Origin of the sequence: Acinetobacter sp. 742879 (assembly GCF_000588535.1) — a bacterium.
Lineage (GTDB): Bacteria > Pseudomonadota > Gammaproteobacteria > Pseudomonadales > Moraxellaceae > Acinetobacter > Acinetobacter pittii.
In genome coordinates this window covers 62,448-77,355 of the sequence record NZ_JFYC01000006.1, presented here as the reverse complement: position 1 = coordinate 77,355, position 14,908 = coordinate 62,448, and the positions used below count along the sequence as shown (strand labels likewise).

At 34.8% G+C, this 14,908-nt stretch carries 12 protein-coding genes; 6 read left to right on the top strand and 6 right to left on the bottom strand.

Translation table 11 applies throughout. The annotated features are described in order from the left end of the window. Positions 1 to 83: 83 nt before the first annotated feature. From kynU to J690_RS13455, 5 genes are all read left to right on the top strand, one after another. Complete coding sequence (gene kynU, locus J690_RS13470) at positions 84 to 1,334, top strand: kynureninase (RefSeq protein WP_032036388.1); 1,251 nt, start codon at positions 84 to 86, stop codon at positions 1,332 to 1,334. Positions 1,335 to 1,374: 40 nt separating this feature from the next. Then, on the top strand, positions 1,375 to 2,781 hold the full coding sequence (locus J690_RS13465; protein WP_032036386.1) for an amino acid permease: 1,407 nt from the start codon (positions 1,375 to 1,377) through the stop codon (positions 2,779 to 2,781). A 7-nt stretch (positions 2,782 to 2,788) separates the two neighbouring features. Then, complete coding sequence (locus J690_RS13460) at positions 2,789 to 3,535, top strand: alpha/beta hydrolase (RefSeq protein WP_032036384.1); 747 nt, start codon at positions 2,789 to 2,791, stop codon at positions 3,533 to 3,535. Positions 3,536 to 4,140: 605 nt separating this feature from the next. Continuing rightward, positions 4,141 to 4,422, top strand: a complete 282-nt coding sequence (locus J690_RS0104410) for a ubiquitination-like system serine protease family protein (protein ID WP_032036382.1) — start codon at positions 4,141 to 4,143, stop codon at positions 4,420 to 4,422. Between the two features lie 561 nt (positions 4,423 to 4,983). Further along, complete coding sequence (locus J690_RS13455; RefSeq protein ID WP_032032972.1) at positions 4,984 to 6,162, top strand: S8 family peptidase; 1,179 nt, start codon at positions 4,984 to 4,986, stop codon at positions 6,160 to 6,162. Between the two features lie 45 nt (positions 6,163 to 6,207). Here the strand turns inward: J690_RS13455 and J690_RS13450 are convergent, their stop codons facing one another. Both J690_RS13450 and J690_RS13445 read right to left on the bottom strand, forming a co-directional pair. Next, complete coding sequence (locus tag J690_RS13450; RefSeq protein WP_032036381.1) at positions 6,208 to 7,662, bottom strand: SulP family inorganic anion transporter; 1,455 nt, start codon at positions 7,660 to 7,662, stop codon at positions 6,208 to 6,210. Positions 7,663 to 7,887: 225 nt separating this feature from the next. Then, entirely contained in the window at positions 7,888 to 8,520 is a 633-nt protein-coding gene (locus tag J690_RS13445) for an SOS response-associated peptidase family protein (RefSeq protein ID WP_032036380.1), read from the bottom strand. Positions 8,521 to 8,913: 393 nt separating this feature from the next. Between J690_RS13445 and J690_RS13440 the strand changes: the two genes are divergently transcribed. After that, entirely contained in the window at positions 8,914 to 10,353 is a 1,440-nt protein-coding gene (locus J690_RS13440) for a glucose/sorbosone family PQQ-dependent dehydrogenase (RefSeq protein ID WP_032036379.1), read from the top strand. 54 nt (positions 10,354 to 10,407) lie between these two features. Here the strand turns inward: J690_RS13440 and J690_RS13435 are convergent, their stop codons facing one another. From J690_RS13435 to J690_RS13420, 4 genes are all read right to left on the bottom strand, one after another. Then, entirely contained in the window at positions 10,408 to 10,851 is a 444-nt protein-coding gene (locus tag J690_RS13435) for a universal stress protein (protein WP_032036377.1), read from the bottom strand. 147 nt (positions 10,852 to 10,998) lie between these two features. Continuing rightward, on the bottom strand, positions 10,999 to 13,089 hold the full coding sequence (locus J690_RS13430) for a putative bifunctional diguanylate cyclase/phosphodiesterase (protein WP_032036375.1): 2,091 nt from the start codon (positions 13,087 to 13,089) through the stop codon (positions 10,999 to 11,001). Between the two features lie 579 nt (positions 13,090 to 13,668). Further along, complete coding sequence (locus J690_RS13425) at positions 13,669 to 13,884, bottom strand: hypothetical protein (RefSeq protein ID WP_017480975.1); 216 nt, start codon at positions 13,882 to 13,884, stop codon at positions 13,669 to 13,671. Between the two features lie 194 nt (positions 13,885 to 14,078). Then, positions 14,079 to 14,543 (bottom strand): MarR family winged helix-turn-helix transcriptional regulator, encoded by a 465-nt coding sequence (locus J690_RS13420; RefSeq protein ID WP_002121027.1) that lies wholly within the window; start codon positions 14,541 to 14,543, stop codon positions 14,079 to 14,081. Between the last annotated feature and the right edge of the window lie 365 nt (positions 14,544 to 14,908).

Here is a 14,908-nt window from a genome sequence, read left to right as displayed (position 1 = left end):
TCAAATATTATCGAATAAATCGAAAGAATTAGCGTGATAAAATTCAAATACAAAGGAAATGTTGAAAATAGGTGAAATAACAAATGATTACTCACGAACAATGCCTCTATTGGGATCAGGAAGATGAACTCAAAAAGTTTAAAGATGAATTTGCACTGCCAGAAAATATCATTTATTTAGACGGGAATTCTTTAGGCGCAAGACCAAAAAAATCATTAGAGGTTGCCCAGCATATTATTGCAAAAGAGTGGGGTGAGGACCTCATTAATAGTTGGAATAAAGCAGATTGGTGGGGACTACCGACTAGACTCGGAGATAAAGTCGCGCAGCTTATCGGTGCTGAAAAAGGTGAAGTCGTTATTTCAGACTCAACGACCCTAAATTTATTCAAAGTTTTATCAGCAGCGGTAAAAATTCAAGCTGAAAAATTTCCGGAATGTAAAATTATTGTTGCAGAAAAAGATGCCTTTCCAACCGATATTTATATTATTGAAGGCTTTATCGATTTGATTCATCAGGGTTATCAAGTTGAATTGATTGATGGCACCGATGATTTATCTCGTGTTCTAGCAAAAGATGTGGCGGTAGTTGTTCTTTCTCATGTGAATTATCGGACTGGATATTTCTATGATATGGAGTCTATTAATCAACAAATTCACGCTAAAGATGCTTTGATTATTTGGGATTTATGTCACTCGGTTGGTGCGGTGCCTATGGATCTTAATCAGAGCAATAGTGATTTTGCGATTGGTTGTACTTATAAATATTTAAATGGTGGCCCAGGTTCTCCAGCGTTGTTATGGGTAAATCGAAAGCATCGTGATCAGTTCTGGCAACCTCTCTCAGGCTGGTGGAGCCACAAGAAACCTTTTGATATGGCTCAGCACTATGAACCAGCTAACAGTATTCGCCGTTACTTGTGCGGAACTCAACCCATCATTTCTATGAGTCTAATTGAATGTGGTATCGATATTTTCTTACAAGCTGATATGCAACAAATACGTGAGAAATCACTCAAATTAACTGATTTGTTTATTCAACTTGTTCAACAAGAATGTGCACAGTTTGGTTTTGAACTGATTACCCCTTTAAACCATAAATATCGTGGTAGTCATGTCAGTTATAGACATGAGTTCGGTTATGAAATTATTCAAGCTCTCATTGCTCGTGGGGTAATTGGAGATTATCGAGAACCGGAAGTATTACGTTTTGGAATTACACCTTTATATCTAGGATTTGAAGATATTTGGAATGCCGTACAACAACTTAAGCAAATTATGCTGAATAGTGAATGGAAAAATGAACGTTATCTGGTGCGTAGTGAAGTGACCTGATCGTTAGAGATCAACATTAGAAAAATGGCTAGGAGGGCCTATGAGCAGTTTTGATGAAATACAAAATCGAGAAGCGGGTTTACATAAAAAATTATCCGCAAAACAGATGGGAATGATTGCAATTGGTGGAGCGATTGGTACAGGGCTGTTCATGGGAAGCAAGTTCGCAATTAGCTTTGCTGGACCAGCCGTCATTGTGAGTTATGCCATTGGAGGCTTAATCGCATTTGCTATTATGGCTTGTTTGGCTGAGATGACAGTCCAGCACCCTACGTCAGGCTCATTTGGGGCATATGCTGAGCATTATGTAAGTCCGCTTGCTGGGTTTTTAGTCCGTTATTGTTATTGGGCATGTATTGTATTAGCGGTCGGTACAGAAATTACAGCGGTGGCTGACTATATGAAATTATGGTTTCCACATGTAGGTTCTTGGGTCTGGATTGCATTTTTTTCGCTGACGTTACTTGTGGTTAATGCATATAGTGTTAAAGCTTTTGGATTGGTTGAATATTGGTTTTCGACCATAAAAGTCTTTGCAATTATTGTATTTATTCTTTTAGCAATTGGTATTTTGACTCAAGGTCATGGAGGAACACCTCAGGTTGTCTCTAATCTAACTGATCATGGGGGCTTTTTTCCTCATGGTTTTAGTGGAGTCTGGATTGGAGTAATCATTTCAATATTTAGTTATTTAAGTATTGAAATGATCGCTGTTGCAGCAGGTGAGGCTAAAGATCCAGAAAGAGCTGTTAAGAAAGCTTTTAAAAGTACGGCAATTCGCTTAATCCTATTTTATTTGCTGTCTTTATTTCTCATTGTGGCCCTTGTTCCTTGGACAACTTTAATTGGAGCTGACGCAACCAGCCCTTTTGTGATGGTGATGAAAATTGTAGGGATTCCATATGCAGACAGTATTTTAAATTTTATTGTAATTGTCGCGGCATTATCAGCCATGAATAGTATGTTGTATATCTCAACACGTATGCTATTTAGCTTGTCACGAGCTGGTGATGCACCAAAACTATTTGGCCGTATTAGTCATAATGGTGTACCAATTAATGCGCTGTTATTGTCAGCAGTAGGTATTGGAGTTGCGAGTATTATTTATACCATTAATCCGAACTCGGCATTCCCGATCATGATTGCTTTATCTATGTTCGGTGCACTGTTCACTTGGGGTAGTATTTTTGTTACCCATATGTTTTTTAGAAGGAATATGGCACGAAAAGGAGAACAGTTAAAATTTAAGGTTCCAGCGAGTCAGTTAATCTCCCTGTTAGGATTAATCGCAATTTTAAGTATTACGATAACAACGTGGTTTACCAATGAATTCAAGTCAACTTTACAATTTGGAGTTCCATTAGTTGTTGTGCTTACTGTTTTCTATTATTTAAAAAGGTCATCAGCCAAGCTTGCTTTAAATAGTCATGAAGAATCTTTGAAGTGAGAGACCTATGCGACCATATGATAATTCTAGAACCGTAGCGAATGAACATGAAATATTGGCAGAATTTAAAAGAACAAGCTTGTTGAGCTATCAAAAATTTACCCATATCACAGATATCCAATATGGTCCGAACTCAAGATCAACTTTAGATTTATTCCCATTAGAGCAAGCCAAAAAGACTGTTATTTTTATTCATGGTGGTTATTGGCAATGGTGTGATAAATCAGATTTTGCATTCATTGTAGCGTATGTTCTAGCAAAAGGAGTCCAGTGCGTTCTTTTAGAATATGATTTAGCACCACAAAGCAAAATTTCAGATATTGTTTCTCAAATTAATCAAGCTCTCGATTTTATTCGAGAGCAAGACTGGAAAACTAATGAGGTAGTATTGGTTGGGCATTCGGCAGGGGCGCATCTGGCTGCTTTGTCATTAGGCCATTCACTCATATCCGAGATGGTTTTGCTAAGTGGAATTTATGATCTGGAACCTATACAAAGTACCCATTTAAATCATGCTCTCAATCTTTCAAGCGAAGATATCTTGAAATATAGTCCTGTTCACCAGTCAAAACGAATTACTATTCCATGTTCAATTTTATGTGGTGAACTTGAGCTAGAAGAGTTGAAATGGCAAAGCCAAAATTATTTTGAAAATAAAAGAGAGCAAGATCAGGATTTTGTTTCTTTCAAGCTTATTCCTAAAATTAACCATTATTCTATTTTAAATCATTACTTTAATAATATTTTAATTTAAGTGTTTGAAATAGAATGTAATTGAGTAAAGAAAAACAGATTAAACTTATTAGAAGATAAAATGTGAGATAAATCACAACTCAACCTAATTTTTATAAAAATTAAGTATCCTTATTGACCTGACTATAGAACTTAATTAGATTAAAAAGATAGTGCTTTCTCACTAAGCGGCAAAATGTTTAGCTGTTGTTTAGTTGAGTTTCAAGTCCGTAGCTTCCCAAGATGCGGACTTTTTTATTTGATTTTTAAAAACAATAAGATAAATCGAATTTTTTTCTTGGATATGGCGGTAATATCTATTTAATGATTAATATGAGTTAATCACATAGCCCTCTGCCAAATAAGAAACAAACTAGTATTTGCTTTTCATTATTTAACTGGAATTATCATTTAATTAATAGATTATATAAAATATATTTTACCAAACTAACAAAGTGCGAGATTACACTCGGAACTTCATGAATTTGTCATAGAGGTTAGATAAATTAAAAATAGAAAAATAAAAGAGAGAAAACTATAGCACATAATTTAATAATATATAGCATCTGTAAATAATTGGTTTAGTCGGCTCTTATAAGTTGGCTTTTTTATTTTAAAGGAGTGTTAATGAAAGTACAGTATTTTGAAGGAGGTATGTATGAACATATGTGTCCTGCTTGCGGATATCTTCATTATATTCCTGTACATTATCCTTTCTCTAACGGCAACCAATGGTTTTTTAATGGTAACTTGGAAAAACCGACATTTGATCCCATCATAAGTATAAATGAATATTGTAATTACTTTATTAAAGATGGCTTTATCGAATATAGCGTTAATTGTAGGCATCATTTAGCTGGTTGTAAGGTTGAGCTGCCAGAACTAAAATTAAAAAACTATAGAATATAATTGATTTTGGTATTTATTAATTATGCCATTTAAAGGACTGCACATTTCCTTAATTATCACATATTTTTGCAATATATCTTTACATATTTGATACTGAACACATATAGTTTAAAAAATTGTAAATCTCTTTTAGTTGAAGGCTATATTATAATTTGCAAGAATTTTCATAACTTACTGTTTTATATTTTTATTTATGGATATCTGGAAATTTTTTAAAAAGCTTTAATACAACTGGAACATATCTCATTATTTCTACATTTATATTATTTTTAATGATTATATATTTTTACATTATACATCCTACCTAAACTAAATTATAAATAAAGTAAGATAATTATTTATTCTAAAATGTTTGATGTATTGGTTTATTTGAATTGGTTCTCAATTTTAAATGAAAAAAGATAATAGCATTGTATAGGTCCAAGTTTTATGAAAACATGACGTGGTTATAATATATGGAGAATATAATAAAAATTCCTTTCTAAAGATGTTAATCCCTAAATATAAAGACTGTACTGATCATAACAATGATGTCTAAAGTAAAAAATATGGAGATTTTCTATGAAGTTTTGTCAAGTTTCGACTTTTCTTTTAACAATAGCGCTGAGCCATTTAACCTATGCTGCACCTGCTACAACAAATTCTGTATTAGGCTCATCTGAAGCAAAAGGAATTATTAAAAATCAATATATTGTTATTCTTAATAAGGATGTGGGTTCTTCTAACGAGTTTGCACAAGGTATTGCTAAACAACATGGCGGGAGGGGATTACAGACCTATGATGCTGTACTTAAGGGATTTGCAATTTATTTACCCGATGTTGCTGGTACTGCTTTTGTTGAAGCAATGAAAAAAAATCCGAAAGTCGTTTCAGTTGAAAATGACACAATCATGAAAATTGATGCCACTACACAAAGTAACCCAGATTGGGGACTAGATCGTATTGACCAAAAAAACTTACCTCTAGATTCAGCCTATTCGTACTCACAAACAGGTTCAGGTACAACCGCTTATATTGTTGATACAGGAATATTGTCTACACATCAACAGTTCTCTGGACGGGTATTAAGTGGCTATACCGCGATATCTGATGGTAATGGAACAAGTGACTGTCATGGTCATGGTACACATGTGGCAGGAACAGTTGGTGGTAGTACCTATGGGGTTGCCAAGAATGTAAGCTTAGTGCCTATTCGGATTTTAGGATGTGATGGTTCTGGTGCTTCGAGTAATGTGATTGCGGGGCTAGATTGGATATTAAAAAATGGTAAAAAGCCAGCTGTAGTGAATATGTCTTTAGGTGGTGAAGCAAACGCATCTTTGGATAGTGCAGTAGAAAATTTATTTAATAATGGTTATGTAATGGTTGTGGCTGCAGGAAACTCGAATACAGATGCTTGTAGTACTTCACCTGCTAGAGTAAGTAAGGCAATTACTGTTGCTGCTACAGATAGTACAGATACTCGAGCGAGTTATTCGAATTATGGAAGTTGTGTTGATATTTTTGCGCCTGGAAGCCAGATTAACTCTTCTTGGATTGGGAGTAATACAGCAACTAAAGTTTTGAATGGAACTTCAATGGCAACTCCACATGTTGTCGGTGTCGTAGCTGAAATGTTGCAAAGTACGCCTACTACAACACCTCAGACAATCTCGACCAATCTTTTAAATCAAGCAAGTAGTAATGTGGTAAAAAATCCTTCTGGTAGCCCAAATCGATTGTTATATAAATCACCTTAATAAGAAGTATGTCTTGAAATTGGAAAAGGTCCTGAAGGACCTTTTTTAGATTTTTGCATGAGTACCATATTTATCAATCATGATTGAACTGGCTTCATTTAAACCGCGAACCGTTACCTGAATACCGTTCTTTTGAAATTTATTCACAACTGAATCTAACATGGCAACTGAAGTCACATCCCAAATATGAGAATGGGTGAGATCAATAATGATTTCTTTAACATCTTCTTTAAAGTTAAAACCTTGCATAAATTTTTCAGATGAACTAAAAAATATTTGACCTTTTAATTCATATAGACGAGCTTGATTTTCGAATGAAGTTTCTATACGAATATCATTTTCAAGTTTATTTGCTAAGAAAAGTGCTGAAAGTAATACCCCAGTTAATACACCTAACGCTAAGTTATGGGTAGCAACTACTACAATAACGGTTGCGATCATAACGACATTACTACTTTTAGGATTATTTTTAAATTGAGTCAGTGAACTCCACTCAAAAGTACTAATTGATACCATAATCATGACGGCAACCAGAGCGGCCATGGGAATAACCTTTAACCAGTCACTTAAAAATACAACGAGAATAAGTAAGAATATACCTGCGCAAAAAGTGGATAAGCGTGTGCGACCACCCGATTTTACATTAATCATTGATTGACCAATCATGGCACAACCCGCCATACCTCCCATAAAACCTGAAGCGATATTTGCAATACCTTGACCTTTACATTCTTGAAATTTATCACTAGATGTATCTGTCATTTCATCAACGATTGTTGCAGTCATCATTGATTCAAGTAAGCCAACCGCGGCAAGGGCTAAAGAATATGGAAGAATAATAAGGAGGGTTTCTAAATTTAAAGGAATATTCGGAATTAGAAATATCGGCAAAGTGTCTGGTAATGAGCCCATATCACCAACCGTTCGAACGTCAAATCCTAAAAAAATAGCGAGTAATGTGACTACTACAATACAAATAAGGGGCGAGGGAAAGAACTTTCCAATTTTTGGAATATAGGGGAAAAGGTAAATAATTCCTAAACCTATTGCTACTAGTAAGTAGACATGCCACGTCACACTTACCAATTCTGGTAATTGAGCCATAAAGATGAGTATGGCGAGGGCATTAACGAATCCAATAACCACCGATTTAGAAACAAAACGCATGAGTTTAGCGAGTTTGAAATATCCTGCCAAAATCTGTATAACGCCAGTTAATACTGTCGCAGCCAATAAGTATTGAAGCCCGTGTTCCTTTACGAGCGTTGTCATAACCAAAGCCATTGCGCCTGTAGCCGCCGAAATCATAGCGGGACGACCGCCTACGAAAGAAATAATAACGGCAATACAAAAGGATGCATATAAACCGACTTTGGGGTCTACACCCGCAATAATTGAAAATGCAATTGCTTCTGGAATTAAAGCAAGACCCACAACAAGACCGGAAAGAATATCTGCGCGGACATTAGAGAACCATTGTTCTCGGACATTCGATAACATGAGAAATAGCCTAAGTTCTAAATTTTGAAAGGCTAGTGATGTGATATACCAACACAAGCGACTACACCACATCACTAAACAGTGATGAGTTATTTACAATAGATAAGGGTAAATAAACTTAAGGTGGCGTAAGTGTCATAGGTATAGAGAGTTTGAGGCATTTAAAAGTGCCCGAAGAATAGCATAAGTTTTTAAGGCTGACTAACCTAAGTCGACTAAACCGATTTAATCATAATTTTTCATTTCAGCTTTTGGCATTGAAGTAAATTCATTCGAAGGCATGTCTAAAAATAAGTCTTTTGCTTCAGAATGCGTGCAGTTGAGCCAATCATTTCTAAGATTATCAGGTATCACAATAACCGAACGTTTTTCATCATCAGGTTTGTGAAATTGTTTCATGAAAGGGTGATGATCAGCATTAATTGTTAATAGCGACATTGACCTAACTTTCTGTTCATCTATAAGTGTTTCTTCATAGATTGCAGCAAGGGTAAAAGGTTGCCTATCTTGACGGAAAATACCATACCAATGTGCTTTCCCATTGATATATTTAGGTTCATAAATAGCTTCAACAGGAATAAGCGCAAACTGGTCATTTAACCAAGCATGTTTAAAAGAGCGCTTTTGTTCTACTGTCTCTGTTCTGGCATTATAAGTTGCATATTTGAATGCGATTTCTTTGGCATAAGGGGGAAGCATTCCAAATTTAGCTTTTCTCCACTCAAGCTCATTTTCATTCGATAAAATGAGTGGGCAATCATCACTTGGGAAAATATCCATCTTATATTCAAAGGTTGGTTCGAATAAATCTAACTGATTGGCATGTATTTTCTTAATAGGTTTAAAGTTTGCACACATAAGACACCTTCGTTGTAAAAATAGCTCTCAATTACAGCTTCTAACTTTTAGTCTTTAGTGATGTATATTTTTATAATTAGAATTGTCTCTTTGAGTATTAATTTTTAACTATCAATTACTTCGTTAATAAATATTTATTTAACTCATGGACATTTCAAAAAAGTTTCAGATATAAAATTAATAGAATAGATAAATCGTATAGTTAAGTTGCTCATCTTAAAGAGAGTTTATTCAGTTTTAATAGCTACTTTTATGCAACAGAGCCTTTCAGAAATTTAGATTTTAATAGATTCGTTATTCATCATAATACAAATCATATAGAGAACTCGTACAAACCCTTTATTAGAGGTTTAAAAATTCTCGGAAAATTTTGACAATTTATAAGGTGGACACATGAATAAACATTTACTGGCAAAAATTGCTTTATTAGGCGCCGCTCAGGTAGTTACACTCAATTCAGCATTTGCTGATGTTCCTCTTACTCCATCTCAATTTGCTAAAGCGAAAACAGAAAACTTTGACAAAAAAGTTATTCTGTCTAATTTAAATAAGCCGCATGCTTTGTTGTGGGGACCAGATAATCAAATTTGGTTAACTGAGCGAGCAACAGGCAAGATTTTAAGAGTGAATCCAGAGTCGGGGAGTGTAAAAACAGTTTTTCAGGTACCAGAGATTGTCAATGATGCTGATGGTCAAAACGGTTTATTAGGCTTTGCCTTCCATCCTGACTTTAAAAATAATTCTTATATTTATATTTCAGGTACATTTAAAAATCCGAAATCTACAGATAAAGAATTACCGAATCAAACGATTATTCGTCGATATACCTATAACAAGTCAACAGATACGCTCGAGAAGCCAGTAGATTTATTGGCAGGATTACCATCATCGAAAGACCATCAGTCAGGTCGTCTTGTCATTGGGCCAGATCAAAAGATTTATTATACGATTGGTGACCAAGGGCGTAATCAACTTGCTTATTTGTTCTTGCCAAACCAAGCACAACATACGCCAACTCAACAAGAACTCAATGGCAAAGACTATCACACCTATATGGGTAAAGTACTACGCTTAAATCTTGATGGAAGTATTCCAAAGGATAATCCAAGTTTTAATGGGGTGGTTAGCCATATTTATACGCTCGGACATCGTAATCCGCAGGGCTTAGTATTCACTCCAAATGGTAAATTGTTGCAGTCTGAACAAGGCCCAAACTCTGACGATGAAATTAATCTCATTGTCAAAGGTGGCAACTATGGTTGGCCGAATGTAGCAGGTTATAAAGATGATAGTGGCTATGCTTATGCAAACTATTCAGCAGCAGCCAATAAGTCAATTAAGGATTTAGCTCAGAATGGAGTAAAAGTAGCCGCAGGGGTTCCTGTGACGAAAGAATCTGAATGGACTGGTAAAAACTTTGTCCCACCATTAAAAACTTTATATACCGTTCAAGATACCTACAACTATAACGATCCAACTTGTGGAGAGATGACCTATATTTGTTGGCCAACAGTTGCGCCGTCATCTGCCTATGTCTATAAGGGCGGTAAAAAAGCAATTACTGGTTGGGAAAATACATTATTGGTTCCATCTTTAAAACGCGGTGTTATTTTCCGTATTAAGTTAGATCCAACTTATAGCACTACTTATGATGACGCTGTACCGATGTTTAAGAGCAACAACCGTTATCGTGATGTGATTGCAAGTCCAGATGGGAACGTTTTATATGTATTAACTGATACTGCCGGAAATGTCCAAAAAGATGATGGCTCAGTAACAAATACATTAGAAAATCCAGGATCTCTCATTAAGTTTACATATAAGGCTAAGTAATCAAGGCCATTAAAAAACCGATCTATTAAAGATCGGTTTTTTAGCTTTAGAAAACTATTCAGTTACGACTAATACCGGTAAATGAATTTCTCCTAAAAGGGCTTGAGTCACACTTCCTAAGAAGAACTTTTTAAACCCTTTTCGCCCATGCGAACCAATCACTAATAAATCTACTTTTAGCTCATTAGCTGCTTTAATAATTTCTGTGTGGATTGTTTGACCCTCAACAATTTTTGTTTCAACAGAAATTCCATGTTGGCTAAATTGTTCTTTAGCTTGGTCTAAAATGCTCTGAATCGATGCTCTAGCTTTATTAAAATAATCCTGTGCTAATTCTGTACTATCAATGAATTCTACAGAAATGAAAGGATCTATGGTAAGTGCATATACTAGAGTCACTTTACTGCCAAAGGCCTTAGCAATTGCTGTTGCATGATTAACGGCAATAAGTGAAGTAGGAGAACCATCGACTGGAACCAAGATATGGTGATAACTCATATATTGCTCCTTATTGTCTTGTGACAATGTATGGTGCGGGAACACCGAAATTATTATCTTTATGCTTATATTATGAACAGTTTTTTTAAAATTATTGTTTATTTTTAGTATGAATAAAAACTAAAGGGTTTATTAAACATCTTATTTTCAAAGATTGTAATGACTTTCTAAGTAAGGCTGATTTTGTTTAAGTATGGAAATAACCTGAGCAGCATCTATAGCAGATTCAAACAAGAACCCTTGGCCTATGCTGTAACCAAATTGTCGAAGTAGTTCTTCTTGTTCAGGAGTTTCAATTCCTTCAGCGATAAGCCCGAGTGATAAATTTGGAGCGAGTAAACCAATTGCTTGGACAATTGCATAAATTGATGGGTCATGTTGCATCTTTTGGATAAAGCTACAATCTACTTTTAAACTGTCAATTGGGTAATCGCGAATATGGGTTAGCGATGAGAAACCAGTCCCAAAGTCGTCAAGTGCAATACGTACCCCATGCTGTTTTAATTTATTAAGTGCACGGATCACATATTCCGAGCCTCGGTCGCCTAGCATGTGCTCAGTGACTTCCACTTCAATATAATGCGTTGGTATTTGAAATTGATTAATCTTTTTCAAAAGTCTCTCAGCATAATTATCTCTTAAGAACTCAACTGGTGCAGCATTTAGTGAAACAGGGAGAGGGGTAATACCAAGAGTTATCCATTTGGCGATATCACGTAAAACTTGATGTTGCATCGTTTCACCGATCTTACTCGCTAAATTATAATCTTTAAAAGCTTCCGCAATTTGTGCAGGGTAGCCTCTTTGAGCTGATGTTGTATGCCATCTTAATAAAGCTTCAAATCCCACTACACGATGGGTATTTAGGTCTACTTTAGGTTGATAATAGGGTTGGATGGTATGATGGCGAATCAGCTGACGAGCTAAATTAAGCTGAGAAGCGACTGTTTCGGTCATTTGCATCATGCATGGATCATACATGCGAATACCACCACGACCACGCGCTTTTAGATCATGCAATGCCATATCGGCACAACTAAGCAAACCTGACTGGTCTATGGCATCTTGCGGATAAATTGCGCAGCCAATGCTCATCCCACCATTTAAGACATTTCCTAAATAGGTAATCGGCTGATTTAACTGTTGAAGTAAAATGGCTGCTAACTCTCGGACATCATTTTCAGAATTGAGATTATTAATAATAACCGCAAATTCGTCTCCGCCTAACCGCGCAACAAAGCACTTTTCATCATCTACACAATGACTAAAGCGTTTAGAGAGAACTTTTAATAGATGATCGCCTGCGCTATGCCCTAAAGTATCATTAATATGTTTAAAGTGGTCGAGGTCAATTAAAAGTAACCCTACACTTGTTTGAGTGTCTTTTGAATATGAGAGAGTACGCTTAAGTTGAAATTTAAATGAACGCCGATTATATAATCCGGTCAGTTCATCTCTCTCACTCATATTCCTAAGCTGGTTTTCTGCCAAATGTTGTTGAGTAACATTACGTGAGACACAAAGGATTTGTCCAATTTCACCATTTTCCCGATGAATCGGGGTAAGCATATTATCCCAATACTCAGGATCCTGATCTGGTAAACAGCTCATTCCTGCAAATCTAGCAACTTTACCTTGAAGAGCTTTTTTCAAAGCGACTCGACCGCGTTTACGAATGTGCGGTGGTAATAGTTCGAGCCATTTCATTCCAAATTCTGTTTCATCAACAGGTACACCTAAAGCGAGGCATCCTGATTTGTTCATGTGAGAAAGTGTGCCGTCTACGTTCAGAACTTTAATACAATCTACACTGATATCTAACATCTGATTTTGTATTTCAATGTTCTTTTGCAAGTTTTGTTGTTCTTGAATATCGTGATCTATATCTAAAAAGCTAACATACCATTCGCTAGTTTGTGAGGAGCTGCGATACTTAGATGCTTGAATCGATAGTTTGCACCATCTATATTGATTTCCAGCTCGTAAAAGTCGACATTTTAATTCGATTCTTTTTTGTAGGCGAATTGCTTCGAGCCATCTGTTTTTGACTTCATCTAAATCGGTAGGATAAATAAAATCTAGCCATTGCGCTGGCAATGGAGAAAAAGTATCCAACCAATATTCTGTACACTCTATATTGCAATATAATATCAAGCCATTTTCATCACTCACCCAAGTTGGGAGTGGAATTTGCTCAACAATAAAATGCTTTTGGGTGTTGTTCGACATTGAAGTCATAACATGCCTAGAAAGATTGTGTTGATTAATCTATTTATTAGCCATTATTGTAATCTTTCTGTAGTAAGCAAAACAGCAAATAATAAATTTTATGTGTATTTTTTTTGAACTAAAATTGAGTTATTAAAACTAATATATACTAAAGATTTAATTTATGTTTTTGTTATTTATTAATTTTTATTTATCTTTCTTTAAAAAAATATTTATGCTTATTTTTGTAAAAAACTTATTAAAACAGCAGCTTATAATTATCCATATATATTTGTCATATTAAAAATAAAACTAAGAAAGTAGAAGGAGTAAAGATAAAAAATAAAGAATTTGATAAATCAAATTTTATTCATAATATAAACAAAGAAGCTCTCAAAAGAGGTTAATTAAATACAATAATCGCTATTAAGTTTACAAAAGTAATATAAAATAATAGCTTGTATTATCGTAAAATTCTTTTTGTCAAAAAGGATATATATTTCCTTTTTGTGCATTTTATAGCCTACATTTTCCCCAAGATGTAGGTTTTTTTTATGCATAATTTTTATAGATTTTAATTATAAAAATAAAAAAAGCCAAAATGGCTTTTTATACAGTTTCTGGTTTTTTCAACTGTTGTTGTATGTACAGATTCATATAGTACTGTTCGATATAATCATCAGCATAGTTGTTTGCTAAGGTTTTTGTTGCCACTTGCTCATGTTTTAAATAGCAGTTTGATTCAAGATCTTTTTCAAGTACCCACCAGCTACGGTTAATACGACGTACCTGAAATTTGTCACTTTTGTATTTTCTTTTAGCCATTTTCCGAAATTTGCTATTCAGTTATTGAAAGAGAATTTCTACTGGAGTTAAGAGCTCAAGTCAACAGATGGAAGGTTAATTGATTATTTTATGTGGGATGCCATTTCTCTCAATATTAAAGTAGAGACATTAAAATAGTTAAGCTCTCATAATGAGAGCTTAACTATTGGGTATAAATAGATTCTTCTTTCATCTTAGCGAGAAAGGTTCTTTAAAAGTAATTTTAAACTTTCCATCATTTTTTCTAGCTGTAAGGGAGTAATACCTTCAAAAGACTGCTCAAGTACTACACTTGTAAGATCATTGATCTTGTTGATCATTTCAGTCCCTTTTTCTGTAAGTACTACACGAGTGATACGACCATCAGTTTGGCAAGAGTAAGTTTCAACCAAACCTTCATCTTTCAAACGATAAACAATTTTTGTGGTAGTCGACATTTTTGAAATAATCATATCTGAAAGTTCAGAAACACTCGCATGGGGCTTGCTGCTTAAAGCCAACATGATGCGTCGACGTGAGTTATCTAAACCATATTTTTTTAAAGCATTATCAATGTTTTGTACATATTGAGCATGTACCTGAGTAATCCAATAATATGGAAAATCTTCAAGAGTAAAAGATTCTGTTGTAGGTAAAAAACGCGCATACTTCTTTGTCATTGACTTTTCCCCATACCTTGGTGGATCGCATTCCTGGTGAACTATCTTTAATAGTTGAAAAATATAGTTTCATCAAGCAAGTTATAGCAGGACTTTACTTGATGAGCAAAAGTTATATAGCTTCATTTAACAATGACATGGTTTAATTGTCCTTACCTTTATAAAGCATTCCTATAACTTTGCGAACTTTAAATACTCTTCAGCTATAATCAAAGATTATTAAAGGTAAAAACTGCTTAACAGGGCTGTACCTAAAACTCTTTGAGTGGATATGTAAGATTGCATCTAAGCTTGCTTGATCGTTAATTGAACGATATTGCTTGCAAGGGCATCGTAGAAAAAAAATTATGATTTGAACGTGGCAT

Coding starts and splice junctions, on each gene's coding strand:
- J690_RS13460 (WP_032036384.1), top strand. CDS start 2,789: ATGCGACCATATGATAATTCTAGAACCGTAGCGAATGAACATGAAATA.
- J690_RS13435 (WP_032036377.1), bottom strand. CDS start 10,851: ATGAGTTATCACCATATCTTGGTTCCAGTCGATGGTTCTCCTACTTCA.
- J690_RS13445 (WP_032036380.1), bottom strand. CDS start 8,520: ATGTGTGCAAACTTTAAACCTATTAAGAAAATACATGCCAATCAGTTA.
- J690_RS13450 (WP_032036381.1), bottom strand. CDS start 7,662: ATGTTATCGAATGTCCGAGAACAATGGTTCTCTAATGTCCGCGCAGAT.
- J690_RS13440 (WP_032036379.1), top strand. CDS start 8,914: ATGAATAAACATTTACTGGCAAAAATTGCTTTATTAGGCGCCGCTCAG.
- J690_RS13425 (WP_017480975.1), bottom strand. CDS start 13,884: ATGGCTAAAAGAAAATACAAAAGTGACAAATTTCAGGTACGTCGTATT.
- J690_RS13420 (WP_002121027.1), bottom strand. CDS start 14,543: ATGACAAAGAAGTATGCGCGTTTTTTACCTACAACAGAATCTTTTACT.
- J690_RS13430 (WP_032036375.1), bottom strand. CDS start 13,089: ATGACTTCAATGTCGAACAACACCCAAAAGCATTTTATTGTTGAGCAA.
- kynU (WP_032036388.1), top strand. CDS start 84: ATGATTACTCACGAACAATGCCTCTATTGGGATCAGGAAGATGAACTC.
- J690_RS0104410 (WP_032036382.1), top strand. CDS start 4,141: ATGAAAGTACAGTATTTTGAAGGAGGTATGTATGAACATATGTGTCCT.
- J690_RS13455 (WP_032032972.1), top strand. CDS start 4,984: ATGAAGTTTTGTCAAGTTTCGACTTTTCTTTTAACAATAGCGCTGAGC.
- J690_RS13465 (WP_032036386.1), top strand. CDS start 1,375: ATGAGCAGTTTTGATGAAATACAAAATCGAGAAGCGGGTTTACATAAA.